Below are 15,279 nucleotides of genomic sequence, written 5' to 3' on the forward strand. Positions count from 1 at the left end.
ATGATTACAGTATTAGGAATCGGTCCAGGTGATCAAGAATACATGCTGCAAGGAACACACAAATATCTAGCCCAAGCGGATGTGGTGATTGGTTCATCACGACAATTGGCTATTTTTTCAGATATGGCGGAAAAACACATGAAACTACCTCGGTTAGCTGAATTAAAAGATTACTTAGAAGCTAATCCACAAAAGAATATAGTGTTGCTTGCGTCAGGTGACCCGCTCTTATATGGTATTGGAACCTGGGTAAAGAACCAATTGGGTAGTCAGAATATCAAAATTGTTCCGGGGATTAGTTCAGTTCAATATATGTTTCACCAATTACAAATATCGATGAATGACTGTTACCTAACGAGTAGTCATGGTCGTACGCCAGACTTTGATTTCTTGTTAAAACATCCGAAAGTGGGAATGGTAACTGATAAGGTAATTGGCCCCTACGAAATAGGTCAGGAAATAAAAAAACGTGGTCTCCATCGAATTATTTACGTGGGGGAGAAGCTTAGCTATCCTGATGAACAAATAACTAAGTATGATGAGCAAACGATTGAGAATCGTGATTATGAGATGAATGTGGTGATTATTACCAATGCGTGAATGGCCGTCACACCAAACAATAATTCAGAAGATAATTACGTTTACTATAACGGGCGTAAACTGCGGAAAGGATTTACAACCGGAACAACGGCGACTGCAGCAACAGTAGCGGCAATTAGGACGTTGCTAAATCAGGAGCCGCAAGAGACGGTAACAGTACATGCGGCTAATGGTAAAATAGCAATTTTTGATGTTGAACAAACGGATTTTGATGAACAACAAGCAAGCTGCGCGATAAAAAAAGATGGCGGTGATGATCAGGATGCAACTGATGGCGCGCTGATCTTTGCAACGGTAAAGTTACGTGACGATAATGAGATTCATCTTGATGGCGGTAAAGGCGTTGGGAGGGTAACTAAAGAAGGCCTTGCCAATAAGCCCGGAATGCCAGCCATAAACCCAACACCACGGCGGGTTATCAAGGCGGCGGCACGTGAAGAATTAGGTGAGAAGCGCGGCGTAGATATCGTTATTTCGGTTCCAGAAGGCGAAAGAATAGCAAAGCTTACCTATAATCCGCGGTTAGGAATCGTTGGTGGCATTTCGATTTTAGGAACAAGCGGTGTTGTTACTCCGATGTCTGAATCGAGTTGGAAACACTCAATTTCAATTGAGATGAATATTCATAGAAAACGTGGCGATAACACGATTGTATTAGTTCCAGGAAACTATGGTGAGGACTTCGCCAAGGATGAGCTTGGGATCCCGAATGCCAAGATCGTACAGATGAGTAACTTTGTTGGTTATGTTTTACATGAAACTCAGCGGCTTGGTTTTACTAAAGTGCTAATTGTTGGAGACTTAGGGAAAATGATTAAAGTTGCTGGCGGAATTTTTTCTACTCATAGTAAAGATGCGGATGCTCGCGCTGAAATAATGGTTGCTAACCTTGCTTTAATGGGTGGCGTGCCAACAGCATTTTTACGAAAGATTAACCAGTGTTTAACAACAATTTCAATGATTAAAATGATTGATGAAGCCGGTTATCAAGACGTATACCAGATGATTGCCGATAAGATTAAGCTGCGTGCAGAAAAATTACTTGCCCATCGTGAACCACACGTTGAAATTGATGCAGTAATATTTTCTCGTGAGAGCGGCTTCTTAGCTGCAAGCAAACCGTTTCAGGAGATCAAGGGTGAGTGGCAATGAATGGAAAAAGAAAGTTATATTACAATTCCCCATCAAATAACCGATAAGAGTTTTCAAATTATTCAAGAAGAGATTGAAAAGATAGACCCTGATTATCGATTTGAGAATCCGTTACAAGAAGCAGTAATCAAACGGGCAATTCATACAACTGCTGATTTTGATTATTTAAGGAATTTGAAGTTTACCCATAATGTATTGGAAAAAATAAAAGGTGTCTTGATGAATCGGGGAGTTATCTATACTGATACTACCATGGCATTGTCGGGAATTAATAAGCGGCGATTGGATAAACTTGGTGTGAGCTATCATTGTTTGATTCGTGATCCTCAAGTTATCGAAATGGCTAAAGAGAAGGGGATTACTCGTTCGATGGCCGCTGTTGAAGTAGCAGCTAATGATTCACGACAAAAAATATTTATTATCGGGAACGCACCAACTGCCCTTTGCAAAATCATTGAGATGGTCAATGAAAATCAATTGGAAACAGCAGCCGTAATTGGTGTACCGGTTGGTTTTGTTGAAGCAACTGAGAGTAAGCAGGCACTGTATGAATCAAATATTCCGGCAATTGTAGCACTCGGTAGAAAGGGTGGAAGTAATCTGGCTGCGGCACTGATTAATGCCGTGATGTACAACATGGATATTGAAAAGTTAGGTGATGAATATGGCCGTCACACCAAACAATAAATGAACATTGTAATTATGGTATTGCTCGCGTTTGTCCTCGATCTTTTGATTGGTGATCCTCATCCTTGGCCACACCCAGTAAAAGCAATTGGACGATTAATCGCAGTGTTAACAAAGAAGTTTAATAAGCCGGAGTGTTCTAGGAAAAAGCGTAAATACTTAGGCGTAGCAACATGGCTGATTACGGTCGGTGGCACTGGTCTTGTAGCCTATGTCGTAATGCAATTAGCAATGTTTAATTACTATTTATACATGATTGTAGGGACATACTTAAGTTACACTTGTTTGTCTGCTCGGCAATTAGCAATTGAAGCAGAAAAAATAATGAAAAGTCTTAAGCAGGGAAACCTCAAAAAAGCGCGTTACCAAGTAGGCATGATTGTTGGTCGCGATACCGAGAATTTAAGTGCTGAAGAAGTTACTAAAGCAACAATTGAGACTGTTGCCGAAAATACGAGTGACGGTGTGGTCGCCCCGCTGCTGTTTTTAATTATCGGCGGGCCGGTTCTCGGATTAATGTATAAAGCAATTAACACGCTAGATTCGATGGTTGGATATAGAAATGAAAAGTATCGGGATTTTGGTGAATTTTCCGCTAAGGTGGATGACATCGCAAACTACATCCCAGCCCGATTAACGTGGCTTTTCCTAATAATCAGTAGTTGGATACTTCGTGATGATACTAGCGAAGCGGTTGCAGTTGGTAAAAGAGATTGTGAGAAGCATTTAAGTCCCAATAGTGCATTTAGTGAGGCGGTAGTAGCAGGAGCACTTCATCTTCAGCTGGGCGGCCCGCACTATTACTTTGGCGAGTTAGTAAAAAAGCCATATATTGGAAATAATCATCTAGTAGTTGCGGCTAACTGGCATTTAAGGCGGACGATTACGATGTTATATATGGCATCATTGCTTAGCTTAGGATGTTTTGAACTTATTAGATTATTAATTGTTTGGAAGTGAATGAAAAAAGTTTTGATTGCAGGGGTAACAAGTGGCTCAGGCAAAACGACAGCAGTTCTTGGAATATTAAAAGCATTGAACGACCAGTATAAAATTCAATCATATAAAGTAGGGCCTGATTATGTTGATACAAAATTTCATACTAGAATAACTAAACGTCCCGCACGTAATCTTGATAATTATCTCGTACCTGAACCAGCAACGTTAAATTATTTATTCACAGCTGATACAAAAGGGATTGATTTAGGAATTGTTGAAGGCGTTATGGGATTATATGACGGACTTGGGACAGATAAAGATGCTTATTCGACTGCTAGTATCGCCAAACAATTAAATATTCCAGTTATTTTAGTAATTAATGCGCGTGCTACTTCTACTTCAGCTGCAGCAATCTTAAAGGGATTTATTGAGTTTGATCCTGCTGTGCCGATAAAGGGAGTCATTATTAATAATGTAATGAGCAAAAATCATTATGAACTGATTGCAGGAGCGATTCATCGATACTTGAACTTACCGGTTTTAGGTTACCTACCGCATAATGAAGCATTGAGTTTGCCATCACGCCAATTAGGATTAGTCCCAGATGATGAGTTGCCAAACATTGATAAAAAAATTTCATTAATAGCAGAAGAAGTTAAGAAACATATTGATCTTGAGCAATTAGTTGAAATTGCCCGACCGCTTACTAATATTTATCGCGATCCATTTTCCAAAATAAGGGTAAAACTCCGGTTGGGCCTCGCTAAGGATAAGGCGTTTAACTTCTACTATGCGGATAACTTAAGCTTGCTTAAAAAAGCGGGTGTTGAATTAGTTCCGTTTAGCCCTCTTAAAGACGAGAAGCTTCCTAATGTGGATGCTTTGTATTTTGGAGGCGGCTACCCAGAAGAGTTTGTTGCCCAGCTGGCCGCAAATGTAGCAATGAAAAACGAAATAATGGCATTTTCTCAAGCCCAAAAGCCAATTTATGCTGAGTGTGGCGGCCTGATGTACTTGGGAAAAACATTACGAGAAGAGAATAAGAAGTACTCAATGGTTGGGATTTTTAATGGTGAGAGTCAAATGACCCCGCGTTTAAAGAAATTTGGCTATTGTGTTGCCTATCCTAAACAAGATTGCTTGCTAGGAAACAAGGGACAAAAAATTATTGGACATGAATTCCACCATTCTACGTTTACACCCCCAGATAAGCATCTAACTTCAGTACTCAATATGCAGAAAATTCGGGATAACAAGATAGTGGATACATGGGATGGCGGATATCAAGTAAGAAGAACATTTGCTAGCTACCTTCACGTTCATTTCTATCAAAATCAGCAATTATTTATTCAATTTTTGCGTAATTTAGGAGCTGAGATGCAATGAGTGAGCAAGATTCATCATGGCGGAAATGTTGAGGAAATTGCGGAAAAATTGAATGTTCCCATGGAGGAAATTAAGGATTTTAGCGCAAACATTAATCCACTCGGCTTCCCTTCGGATCTTTGGAATGTATTAGTTCAATCATTTGCTAACATTGAAGTTTATCCTAACCCTAAGTACCCGGAACTAAAAAAGGCGATTGCACAGCATCTGGGGATAAATTCAGATGACGTATTTGTGGGAAATGGTGCAACAGAAATATTAGACGAAACAATTAGGGCTGAAAAAGCAACTGATGCCTTGGTCTTAGCACCAACTTTTGGTGAATATGAACGGTTGTTTGAGCGGATCGGAGTAAAGACGCACCATTATTATTTGCAAGAAGAAAATAATTTTGCGTTAGAAATAAATGAACTTATTGACTTATTAAAAACTCATCATGAAATAACGGTTATTTGTTTAACCAGCCCTAATAACCCAACCGGTCAGATGATTTCCCTAAAGGATCTACGGAAGCTTGCTGATTTTTGTAACAAGCATCATCGGCTACTAATCTTAGACGAATCATTTATAGATTTGACAATTGATGAGCAACCAAGCTTTGTCAATGAGTTGACAGACCAGGATAGAGTATATATTGTTCGTGCGGCAACTAAATTTTTTGCAATACCTGGATTACGGTTAGGCTATGGAATTACAAAAAATGCCAAGCTTAAAACTTTGCTGAAGATTCAAGAAAATACATGGTCAGTTAATGGAATTGCCGATGTGTTTGGTCAAAATATGTTTAGAGCTAAAAAGTATATTGAATTAACCCATCAATGGCTAGATGTACAGCAACCAGCACTATATGATGCACTTAAAAAGATTCCAGCAATAAAAGTTTTTCCTAGCATTACTAATTTCTTCTTATTCAAATGTACTGAGCCTGATTTACGAGAGAAATTGATAAGACAGCGAATTTTGATTCGACAGTGCGACGATTATGAGGGACTTGGAGCACAATATTATCGAGTGGCAGTGAAAGGTCCCCAGGATAATGTATTGCTTGTGAATACGCTAAAGGAAATTTTAGGGCGTGATGAACGATGAATGAAAATCTACACCAAGAATGGCGACAAAGGTCAAACAAGGATCATCGGAAAGCAAATCCTCTTCAAAAGCGATCCACGTGTTGAGGCATATGGAGAAATCGACGAGCTTAATTCGTGGGTTGGCTATACCAGATCGCTTTTAACCCCACAAACAGCAAAGCTATCTAATGAATTAGAAGAAATACAACAGCTGCTATTCGATTGCGGGCACGATTTAGCAACTCCTGCTGAAGATGAACGACATTCATTTGAATTTCATCAAAAAGAACCGACAGCTTGGCTTGAACAAAAGATTGACACTTATACAGAAACGGTGCCAGCAGTTAAAAAATTCATCCTTCCGGGTGGCAGTCAAGTAGCTTCAGCGCTACATGTTGCGCGAACAACTACTCGCCGCGCAGAAAGACGTATTGTTCTATTGATGCAGGAAGAGGAAATAAACCAAGACGTGCTGACCTTCATTAATCGCCTTTCTGATTACTTCTTTGCAGCTGCCCGATATGCCAACTACCTTGATCAACAACAGGATGTACTCTACCGCAACAGTAAAGACGTGTTTCATTAGATGGCAAGAGTTGGGGTATTAATTGGTAGCTTAAGTAAAGATTCATACAGTCGAAAGGTAGCTGATTATTTTACTGCTCTTCCTACTAGTCTTGAGTTTGTAGAGTTGAATTACTCAATTTTACCGTTCTATAATCCGGATTTAGAAAAAAAGCCGCCAATCGAATGGCAAGCTTTTAGAAAAGCAACAGATAGTGTTGACGCATTACTGATTGTGACACAAGAGTATAATTATTCGATTCCAGGGGGATTGAAAAACGCATTAGATGTTCTTTCAGTTCCTTCGCCCAATCAGCATTTGATGGGAAAGCCAGTATTAGTAATGACTGATTCTGCAGGCGAAAAAGGCGGTATTATTGCTAATGCGCACCTTCACCAGGTATTACGGTACTTGGGGATGAGGGTAATGAATTGTACAATTGCGATTGGTAATGTTCAATCAGTCTTCAAGGATGGCCGTAATCATGATGTAAAACTCGCAAGCCGTTTAGCTCAGGATATTAAAGATTTTGCCAAATTTATTGGTGAGAGTAACTTGCCATATCAAGCATGTATTGATATGGGGCATAATTTCTGCTATTCGCCAAATGAATTGGCATTATTAGATGGTTCAGGAACTAAGATTGCGACAATCACATTGGATAATTCAGAGAGAAAAACGGTAGTGATTAAGGAAGTTACAGTGGCTCCTGAATATCGCGGTCAAGGACTCGCAAATAAGATAATGACAACGCTAATGTGGCTTGTTGAAGGAGCAGATCGCCAAGTAAAGGCTAATTGTTCATTTGCTAAAAGCTATTTAGAGACACATCCGCAATTTCAAAATATTTTTGTAAAGTAAATGTTAACGGCACATGTAGTTTATGCCACAATGACTGGCAATAATGAGGAAGTTGCAAATATTGTTTGTGATAGTTTAACGAATTTAAACGTAAAAGTGATTGAGTCAGAGATTTCTCAGACGGATGTTACTGAGTTTGCTAAGGCCGACATTTTAGTTGTATGCGCATATACATATGACGAAGGCGCAATGCCCGAAGAGGGACTAGATTTTTATGATGACCTCCAGGAAACTGATTTGACGGGCAAGGTTTATGGAGTTGCGGGCTCAGGCGATAAATTCTATGGTGAATATTTTAATACAACCGTTGATCACTTTGATGAAGCATTTAAAAAAGCAGGGGCAACATCAGGGGCTGAAAAAGTGAAGATCGATTTAGAGCCTTATGAAGAAGATATTGAACGCTTAAATACATTTGCAAAAGGATTGGTTGAAACTGCAACTAAGTAAATGAAAAGGACTATGTTTATTGGTGCAATCGCTTGTGGAAAAACAACACTTACCCAACGTTTAGAACATCAGCAAATTAGATATAACAAAACGCAAGCTGTTGAGTTCACTTCAAATATTATTGACACACCAGGTGAATACATGGAACATCACAATATGATGAGCACGCTCCGTGTAACTTCAATGGATGCGGATATCGTGGTTTTATTGCAAAGCGCTGTTGATAAGCGATTGGTTTTCCCTGCTGGTTTCTGCTCAATGTTTAGTAAGCCAACAATCGGCGTTATTACTAAAATTGATTTGGTAAATGACCCAGCTGATATTGAATATTCAAAAAAACTATTGCTTAGTGCCGGAGTCAAAAAGGTTATCCCCATCTCCGCCGTTAAAAATATCAATATCGATAAATTGCTTGCAGAACTTAACTAAATGAATCTTTTGGCAGTCATAATGATTTTTATCGGGTTGAACATTGATACCTTCATTGCCTTATTATTCGTTTTACGAAACTATAACTATCGATTGCCAATTATTACTTTTGTTACAGCAACGATTACGTTATGGATTTTAGGAGTAGTGTTAGGAAAAGGCTTAGCAGCGCTTTTTCCTGACTGGATTACTGGCTTTATGGGAATCGTTTTAATTTTTCTAGCAGTATTCGGTCAAAATGACGATGATAATGAGAACATTAACACTGGCTTTATATCATTATTCTTGTTTTGTTTAAGCCTTGGCGGTGATAACTTAGCCGTTTATATTCCCTGGGCGGTAAATTTATCGTGGCTGGAAATACTCCAAATTGGAATAATTTTTACAATTTGTTCAGTTATCCTTATCTTATTAGGGAAAGCAATTATCTCATTCGGTCCGATTGCAGGATTATTAGAAAAATATGGTAATTATGGAAGTAAGATCGTATACGTTTTAGCAGGATTATATATAATTTGGAATAGTCATTTAATAAATCACTTGTGGATATTGATTAGTTAAATGACAACTCTTCTTTTAATCCGTCATGGTGAAACTTATGCAAATCGGCTAAATTATATTCAGGGAACGCTAAATAATAGGCTTGCAACACTAACAGAGCAGGGGATTGCAGATGCAAAAGCCTATCAAGAAGTGTTAAAGCATAACCAAATTGATTTTGCTTACACTAGTCCGTTAAAAAGGGCATTAGCAACCAGTAAAATCATTTGTAATCACACCAATATTAATGTGCGGGTTGATTCACGACTGTCAGAAATCTCATATGGACAGTGGAACGGAACGGCGATTGCTGACTTGAAAAGGCAGTACACAACATATTTTGATTCGGAAACCAATGATGTTTATCCGCACTCGATTGAAATCAACAATGGTGAAAGCTTCGCACATGCACGGAAGAGAGTCTGGACGTTTGTTACTGAAATTTCACGAGAATATCCTAGTCAAACAATCTTAGTTGTGACACACGGCTGGGTAATCAAAAATATTATCTCTTTGTGTTTGAATAACACAGACGGTACTGCTTTTAAGAATCCGCGAAATTTGAGTGTTAGTAAAATTCAAGTTGATCCGGTGACTGGAAAGCAGAAGGTATGTTATTATAACAGGCCACTTAAAGGAATTGGTAAATTATGAATGACGACGCACCAGCGGATCTTGACGTTTAATAACGGTTTTAATTTTCGTGATCTTGGCGGGTATAAGACGCTAAACGGTCAGGTCTTAAAATGCAACACTCTCGTTCGTTCTGCGCATCTCTCCTATTTTGATCGATTTGAGCAACGAGAACTTTATAGGTATGGCATAAGGGCAGTGATTGATTTCCGCTCAACATCAGAAGTTGCATTGTATCCGGACCAATTAACATCATTGATAAAGTATATTCGAATACCAGTATTTGATAATGATATTACTGAGAGCAACGTTGATATTATTGAAGCGCGGAAAGTATTTTCTAAAGATCCGCGAGCGGGCTTTAATCGGATGCTATCTGTGTATCGCCAATTTGTTACTAATGAGCAAGCGCAGGAAGCTTTTCATCAATTTATAAAAAAACTATGCTTGCATTCAACGCAGGGCGGAATTTTGTTCCATTGTTCAGCAGGAAAAGATCGAACAGGGTTAGCAGCTATTTACTTGCTAAGTTTGCTCGGTGTTCCAGAATCCACAATTTATGAGGATTATATTTTAACTAATAAAACTTCTGTTAAAAGAATAAAGGAACGGTTGCGCTTTGCTGTGGAGGCTGATTTGGGTGAGAATTACTTGCACTCAATTTATGATCTTTCAACAGCTAACAAGTGTTATTACAATCAGGCAATCTCTCTAATCAATTCTAAATATGGCGGAATGCAAAATTATTTACATGATGTATTGCAAATTAGTAATTCAATGGTTGAACAGTTAAAGTATCTATACTTAGAAAAGTAAATGGCTAGACAGGATATTCAACGAACAATTCAAGAGTATGTTCCAGGTAAGCAGGTGACATTAGCCCATATTGTAGCCAATCCTACGCCAGATATTTACGAAAAATTGGGAATTCAGACACCTAAAAATGCACTTGGGATTCTAACAATTACGCCTAGTGAAGCATCAATTATTGCTGGTGATATTGCAACAAAATCCAGTAACGTTACGTTAGGTTTTATTGATCGTTTTAGTGGGTCAGTTGTTATCGTCGGTGAAGTTTCCGAGGTTGAATCGGCTTTGCGTCATGTTGTTGATAAACTGCATGCATTACTAGGTTTTGATGTTCCTGAGATTACACGAACATAGATGTCTAAAAAAATACTTGCAATTAATTCTGGTAGTTCATCAATCAAGTTTAAACTTTATTTGATGCCAGAAGAAAAATTATTAATTAGCGGCTCTGCAGAAAATCTCGGTTCTTCAACAAGTCAGCTTTCATATAAAACTGAAAAAACTGGAGAAACTAGACAACTACCATTAAAAAATCATTCAGAAGCAATTGATCATATAATTGATGTTCTGATGACAAGCGGGGTTGTCAAGGATAAGTCTGAAATTTACGGTGTTGGTCACCGTATCTCTCATGGTGGGAGCTACTATAAGCATGCAGTAGCGGTCACTCCAGAAGTAGAAAAACGAATTGATGAATTAAGGGTATTATCCCCTCTCCATAATCCAAATGGTTTAGCGGGAATAAAGGCTTTTGAGAAATTTCTTCCAGATGCCAAAGAAGTTGTTACTTTCGATAATTCGTTCCATCATACGATTCCTAAAAAGGCTTATATGTATGCTTTGCCATATGAGTTTTATGAAAAATATCAAATTCGTCGTTATGGTTTCCATGCTCCTTCCCACCAATATGTTTCTGAAAAGGCACGGGAATTATTTGGAAAAGAAAAGACGCGCCGCATGATTACATGCCATTTGGGTAATGGATCGAGCGTTTCAGCAATTTTAGACGGGAAGTCAGTTAACTCATCGATGGGCTTTACGCCTTTAGCAGGGGTTGTAATGGGAACCCGTTGTGGGGATATTGATCCAGAAATAATTCCATTTTTAGAAGAAGAACTTAACATTGATTCTCACGAAATGCGCCGAATCATGAATGAAGATTCCGGTTTAAAGGGATTATCAGGGATTTCTAATGATGAACGGGAAATTGAAAGTGCGGCTAAAAATGGTAATGAACGTGCTCAGTTAGCATTAGATGTATTTGTTCACTCGATTCAGCAATATATCGGTGCTTATACAACTGATCTTGATGGATTAGACACCTTAGTATTTACTGCGGGAATTGGCGAACATGCTGCTTATATTCGTAGTCAAATTTGTAAAAACCTTGATTATCTTGGGGTTAAGATTGATGAAGAAAAGAATAAGCAGAATGCGCTTAGCATTGAAGCACCGGATAGTAAAGTTAAGGTTGCAGTTATTCCGACAAACGAAGAAATTATTATTGCTCGTGATGTAATGAATGTAACTCAGCAACAGTAGATGGAAAAATTTAGTATGCCAACCCGAATTTATTCGGGAACAGATAGTTTGAAGGAATTAGAAACCCTTCATAATGAACGAATTTTGTTAGTTTGTGACTCATTCTTACCTGGTAGTGACACATTAAAGGAAATTGAGAGTCATATTAACAAGAGTAATAAATGTGAAATTTTCTCTGATGTTGTCCCTGATCCACCACTAGATAAAATCATGGAAGGGGTTCAACAGTTCTTAAAGCTGAAACCAACAATTGTAATTGGTATCGGTGGTGGTTCTGCAATGGACACCGGTAAGGGAATTCGTTTCTTCGGTGAAAAGCTTGGCAAGTGCAAAATTAATGAATATATTGCAATTCCAACAACCAGCGGAACCGGTTCAGAAGTTACTAATACTGCGGTTATTTCTGATACTAAGGAACACCGGAAGATTCCGATTCTTGAAGATTACTTAACACCAGATTGTGCATTGCTTGATCCTAAGTTAGTAATGACAGCACCAAAGAGTGTTACTGCCTACTCAGGAATGGATGTATTAACTCATGCTCTTGAATCATTGGTTGCTAAGGACGCTAATTTGTTTACCGTTGCATTATCAGAAGAAGCCATTGATGCGGTAACTAAGTATCTTGTTGAATGTTATCGTCATGGCGATAATGTCGATGCACGAAAGATCGTTCACGAAGCATCAAATATTGCCGGAACAGCCTTTAACATTGCTGGACTAGGTATTTGCCACTCAATTGCCCACCAATTAGGTGCTAACTTCCATGTTCCTCATGGTTTAGCAAACACAATGTTATTGCCATATGTTGTTGCATACAATGCTGAACACTGTGAAGAAGCCTTACACAAGTTTGCAATTGCCGCTAAGAAAGCCGGAATTGCTGCACCTGGCGTTGGTGACCGTTTGGCTGTTAAGCGGCTGATTGCAAAGATTCGTGAAATGGCACGGCAAATGAATTGTCCAATGACTCTCCAAGCATTTGGAGTTGACCACGCAAAAGCAGAAGCAGCTGCTGATACGGTTGTTGCTAATGCGAAGAAGGATGCAACATTCCCAGGCAATCCAGTTGTTCCTTCAGATGATGATCTGAAGATGATTTACGAAGCAATAATTCGTTAAATGCAGATTAACGATATTGAAAGTGCTGTTCGCAAGATCCTAGCAGAAGAATTAGATAATGCTAGCTCTAACAGTGCGGCAGTTACTAATGATGATGGACATCGTGGTATTTTTACTAATGTTGATGACGCAATTGCTGCTGCTAAAGCTGCCCAAGAAGTATATCGTGACAAGCCAATTGCAGTGCGGCAACAGGTGATTGATGCTATCAAGGAAGGTTTCCGTCCTTACATTGAAAAGATGGCAAAGGACATTAAAGAAGAAACCGGAATGGGAACAGTCGAAGCAAAGATTGCTAAGTTGCACAATGCTTTGTACAACACTCCTGGTCCAGAAATTCTTGAACCGGTTGTCGAAAATGGTGATGGCGGAATGGTTATGTATGAACGGTTGCCATACGGTGTTATCGGTGCTGTTGGTCCAAGTACTAACCCATCCGAAACAGTTATTGCCAATGCAATTATGATGCTTGCAGGTGGAAATACCCTTTACTTTGGTGCTCACCCTGGTGCTAAGAATATCACTCGTTGGACGATTGAAAAGATGAATGATTTCATTGCTGATGCAACTGGTCTTCACAATTTAGTTGTAAGCATTGAAACACCAACAATTGAATCTGTTCAACAAATGATGCAACATCCTGATATTGCTATGCTTGCCGTAACCGGTGGACCAGCTGTTGTTCACCAAGCAATGACTAGCGGTAAGAAGGCTGTTGGTGCTGGCCCTGGTAATCCTCCTGCAATGGTTGATGCTACCGCTGATATTGACTTAGCTGCTCATAATATTATTGCTTCAGCTTCATTTGATAATGACATTTTATGTACTGCTGAAAAGGAAGTTGTTGCCGAAAGTAGTATTAAGGATGAATTAATCCGCAAGATGCAAGATGAAGGTGCATTTGTTGTTAACCGTGAACAGGCTGACAAACTCGCCGATATGTGCATCCAAGACAACGGTACTCCTGATCGGAAGTTTGTTGGAAAGGATGCAACCTACATCTTAGATCAAGCTAATATTCCATATACTGGTCACCCGGTAGAAATTATTTGCGAATTGCCAAAGGAACACCCATTGGTAATGACTGAAATGTTGATGCCAATCTTACCAGTTGTTTCTTGCCCAACATTTGATGATGTTTTGAAGACTGCTGTTGAAGTAGAACAAGGCAACCACCATACTGCAACTATTCACTCCAACAACTTAAAGCATATTAATAATGCTGCTCACCGGATGCAATGTTCGATCTTCGTTGTTAACGGTCCATCCTATGTTGGAACAGGTGTTGCTGATAATGGTGCTCACTCAGGTGCTTCAGCATTAACAATTGCTACGCCAACTGGTGAAGGAACTTGTACTGCAAGAACCTTTACGCGTCGTGTTCGTTTGAATTCGCCACAAGGGTTCTCAGTTCGTAATTGGTACTAAATGAATGAAGAACAAATTAGCAAGATTGTTGAAAGCGTAATCAATAGTAATAATTCTAAGAACCTGTTTGATCGTCATAAGATGGAAAAGGTAATTGATGCAGCGGTTGCCCGTGCCAATGAACTTGGTGTAGGGGTAACAATCGCAATTATGAAAGCTGATCAAGTGCTTCAGATGAGTTACCACATGCCAAATGCTAACTTAGTAAGTTGTACGCTTGCACCTAAGAAGGCATGGTCTGCACTTGCTATGAAGGAACCAACAAAGGATATTAGCAAGGATATTCAACCTGGTGCCGGATTATACCAAATGGAAACGATGCTTGATGGTCGCTTAGCTTCATTTGCTGGTGGTATTCCATTGAAGATCAATGATGAAATTATTGGTGCAATTGGTGTTAGTGGCGGATTAGTTGAAGAAGATCAATCAATCTGTGAAGCTGCTGTTGCAGAATTCTTGAAGGAGAGTAAATAGATGGCTATTTACACAAAAGGTGGTGACAAAGGAGAAACAAGCTTATTTGACGGTACAAGAGTTCCTAAAGACTCTTTGCGGGTTGAAACTTATGGAACTTTTGATGAGTTAAATGCCAATATCAGTTTGGCAGATAAGTTTTGTGAAAGTAAACGTAATAAAAAACTTTTGCAAGAAGTCGAATATAAGATGTTTTTCCTTCAAGGTGAGATAGCTACCGAAAAGCGGCAATATTTTACTGATAAGAGCAAAATTATTACTGATGAAGATACCCGTCGATTAGAGAAAGTGATTGATGAGTATACAGCTAAGCTACCACCAGTTCATAGCTTTATCTTACCGGGTTCAAGTACTGCTGGTGCACAACTCCATGTTTGTCGGACAATTTGTCGGCGAGCAGAAAGATTATTTGTCAGATTATCAAAAGATGTTAAGTTTCGTCCTGAGTTAGAGCGATACGTAAACCGACTATCTGATTTTCTGTATATCGTGGCTCGTGATGAGGACTATGAAGATTTATTAAATACCGTTACTGATGATGTAATTAAAATTTATCAACGTTATCAGGAAAAAAAGGACGTGCGTTAATTG

19 protein-coding genes are annotated in these 15,279 nt (G+C 39.0%); all 19 read left to right on the top strand.

Annotation, left to right across the window (positions count from 1 at the left end; translation table 11 throughout):
- Genes HHK02_RS04385 through HHK02_RS04475 form a run of 19 tightly spaced genes read left to right on the top strand, consistent with a single transcriptional unit; the run spans position 1 to position 15,276 of the window.
- On the top strand, positions 1 to 600 hold the full coding sequence (locus tag HHK02_RS04385) for a cobalt-precorrin-7 (C(5))-methyltransferase (protein ID WP_003669929.1): 600 nt from the start codon (positions 1 to 3) through the stop codon (positions 598 to 600).
- Positions 601 to 1,752, top strand: a complete 1,152-nt coding sequence (gene cbiD, locus HHK02_RS04390) for a cobalt-precorrin-5B (C(1))-methyltransferase CbiD (protein WP_152714863.1) — start codon at positions 601 to 603, stop codon at positions 1,750 to 1,752.
- A complete protein-coding gene (locus HHK02_RS04395) occupies positions 1,753 to 2,439 on the top strand; it encodes a cobalt-precorrin-8 methylmutase (RefSeq protein ID WP_003675149.1) in 687 nt (228 codons plus the stop codon).
- Positions 2,440 to 3,399, top strand: coding sequence for an adenosylcobinamide-phosphate synthase CbiB (cbiB, locus tag HHK02_RS04400; RefSeq protein ID WP_063164354.1), 960 nt, complete (start codon positions 2,440 to 2,442; stop codon positions 3,397 to 3,399).
- Positions 3,400 to 4,764, top strand: coding sequence for a cobyrinate a,c-diamide synthase (locus tag HHK02_RS04405; RefSeq protein ID WP_063164353.1), 1,365 nt, complete (start codon positions 3,400 to 3,402; stop codon positions 4,762 to 4,764).
- Complete coding sequence (locus tag HHK02_RS04410; RefSeq protein ID WP_003675156.1) at positions 4,765 to 5,853, top strand: pyridoxal phosphate-dependent aminotransferase; 1,089 nt, start codon at positions 4,765 to 4,767, stop codon at positions 5,851 to 5,853.
- The gene (locus tag HHK02_RS04415) at positions 5,854 to 6,420 is read left to right on the top strand and encodes a cob(I)yrinic acid a,c-diamide adenosyltransferase (protein ID WP_003675157.1); all 567 of its coding nucleotides are present in this window, start codon (positions 5,854 to 5,856) and stop codon (positions 6,418 to 6,420) included. It abuts the gene before it with no gap.
- Complete coding sequence (locus HHK02_RS04420; protein ID WP_181462808.1) at positions 6,421 to 7,260, top strand: GNAT family N-acetyltransferase; 840 nt, start codon at positions 6,421 to 6,423, stop codon at positions 7,258 to 7,260.
- Positions 7,261 to 7,710, top strand: coding sequence for a flavodoxin (locus HHK02_RS04425; RefSeq protein ID WP_003669920.1), 450 nt, complete (start codon positions 7,261 to 7,263; stop codon positions 7,708 to 7,710).
- Complete coding sequence (locus HHK02_RS04430) at positions 7,711 to 8,139, top strand: EutP/PduV family microcompartment system protein (RefSeq protein WP_003669919.1); 429 nt, start codon at positions 7,711 to 7,713, stop codon at positions 8,137 to 8,139.
- Positions 8,140 to 8,700: a cadmium resistance transporter gene (locus HHK02_RS04435; RefSeq protein WP_003669918.1), complete on the top strand. Its 561-nt coding sequence runs from the start codon at positions 8,140 to 8,142 to the stop codon at positions 8,698 to 8,700.
- The gene (locus HHK02_RS04440; RefSeq protein WP_003669917.1) at positions 8,701 to 9,333 is read left to right on the top strand and encodes a histidine phosphatase family protein; all 633 of its coding nucleotides are present in this window, start codon (positions 8,701 to 8,703) and stop codon (positions 9,331 to 9,333) included.
- The gene (locus HHK02_RS04445) at positions 9,334 to 10,128 is read left to right on the top strand and encodes a tyrosine-protein phosphatase (RefSeq protein ID WP_003669916.1); all 795 of its coding nucleotides are present in this window, start codon (positions 9,334 to 9,336) and stop codon (positions 10,126 to 10,128) included.
- Entirely contained in the window at positions 10,129 to 10,476 is a 348-nt protein-coding gene (locus HHK02_RS04450) for a BMC domain-containing protein (protein WP_003675166.1), read from the top strand.
- Positions 10,477 to 11,664 carry an acetate/propionate family kinase gene (locus HHK02_RS04455; protein WP_003669914.1) on the top strand — a complete coding sequence of 396 codons (1,188 nt, stop codon included), beginning with the start codon at positions 10,477 to 10,479 and terminating at the stop codon, positions 11,662 to 11,664. It abuts the gene before it with no gap.
- Positions 11,665 to 12,786, top strand: a complete 1,122-nt coding sequence (locus HHK02_RS04460) for a 1-propanol dehydrogenase PduQ (protein ID WP_035159581.1) — start codon at positions 11,665 to 11,667, stop codon at positions 12,784 to 12,786.
- On the top strand, positions 12,787 to 14,214 hold the full coding sequence (gene pduP / locus HHK02_RS04465) for a CoA-acylating propionaldehyde dehydrogenase PduP (RefSeq protein ID WP_003669912.1): 1,428 nt from the start codon (positions 12,787 to 12,789) through the stop codon (positions 14,212 to 14,214).
- The gene (locus HHK02_RS04470; RefSeq protein ID WP_003669911.1) at positions 14,215 to 14,688 is read left to right on the top strand and encodes a GlcG/HbpS family heme-binding protein; all 474 of its coding nucleotides are present in this window, start codon (positions 14,215 to 14,217) and stop codon (positions 14,686 to 14,688) included.
- Positions 14,689 to 15,276 (top strand): cob(I)yrinic acid a,c-diamide adenosyltransferase, encoded by a 588-nt coding sequence (locus HHK02_RS04475; protein ID WP_003669909.1) that lies wholly within the window; start codon positions 14,689 to 14,691, stop codon positions 15,274 to 15,276.
- Positions 15,277 to 15,279 lie beyond the last annotated feature (3 nt).

The organism is Limosilactobacillus reuteri, assembly GCF_013694365.1.
GTDB classification, from domain to species: domain Bacteria; phylum Bacillota; class Bacilli; order Lactobacillales; family Lactobacillaceae; genus Limosilactobacillus; species Limosilactobacillus reuteri_E.

Coding starts and splice junctions, on each gene's coding strand:
- HHK02_RS04385 (WP_003669929.1), top strand. CDS start 1: ATGATTACAGTATTAGGAATCGGTCCAGGTGATCAAGAATACATGCTG.
- cbiD (WP_152714863.1), top strand. CDS start 601: ATGGCCGTCACACCAAACAATAATTCAGAAGATAATTACGTTTACTAT.
- HHK02_RS04395 (WP_003675149.1), top strand. CDS start 1,753: ATGGAAAAAGAAAGTTATATTACAATTCCCCATCAAATAACCGATAAG.
- cbiB (WP_063164354.1), top strand. CDS start 2,440: ATGAACATTGTAATTATGGTATTGCTCGCGTTTGTCCTCGATCTTTTG.
- HHK02_RS04405 (WP_063164353.1), top strand. CDS start 3,400: ATGAAAAAAGTTTTGATTGCAGGGGTAACAAGTGGCTCAGGCAAAACG.
- HHK02_RS04415 (WP_003675157.1), top strand. CDS start 5,854: ATGAAAATCTACACCAAGAATGGCGACAAAGGTCAAACAAGGATCATC.
- HHK02_RS04420 (WP_181462808.1), top strand. CDS start 6,421: ATGGCAAGAGTTGGGGTATTAATTGGTAGCTTAAGTAAAGATTCATAC.
- HHK02_RS04425 (WP_003669920.1), top strand. CDS start 7,261: ATGTTAACGGCACATGTAGTTTATGCCACAATGACTGGCAATAATGAG.
- HHK02_RS04430 (WP_003669919.1), top strand. CDS start 7,711: ATGAAAAGGACTATGTTTATTGGTGCAATCGCTTGTGGAAAAACAACA.
- HHK02_RS04435 (WP_003669918.1), top strand. CDS start 8,140: ATGAATCTTTTGGCAGTCATAATGATTTTTATCGGGTTGAACATTGAT.
- HHK02_RS04440 (WP_003669917.1), top strand. CDS start 8,701: ATGACAACTCTTCTTTTAATCCGTCATGGTGAAACTTATGCAAATCGG.
- HHK02_RS04445 (WP_003669916.1), top strand. CDS start 9,334: ATGACGACGCACCAGCGGATCTTGACGTTTAATAACGGTTTTAATTTT.
- HHK02_RS04450 (WP_003675166.1), top strand. CDS start 10,129: ATGGCTAGACAGGATATTCAACGAACAATTCAAGAGTATGTTCCAGGT.
- HHK02_RS04455 (WP_003669914.1), top strand. CDS start 10,477: ATGTCTAAAAAAATACTTGCAATTAATTCTGGTAGTTCATCAATCAAG.
- HHK02_RS04460 (WP_035159581.1), top strand. CDS start 11,665: ATGGAAAAATTTAGTATGCCAACCCGAATTTATTCGGGAACAGATAGT.
- pduP (WP_003669912.1), top strand. CDS start 12,787: ATGCAGATTAACGATATTGAAAGTGCTGTTCGCAAGATCCTAGCAGAA.
- HHK02_RS04470 (WP_003669911.1), top strand. CDS start 14,215: ATGAATGAAGAACAAATTAGCAAGATTGTTGAAAGCGTAATCAATAGT.
- HHK02_RS04475 (WP_003669909.1), top strand. CDS start 14,689: ATGGCTATTTACACAAAAGGTGGTGACAAAGGAGAAACAAGCTTATTT.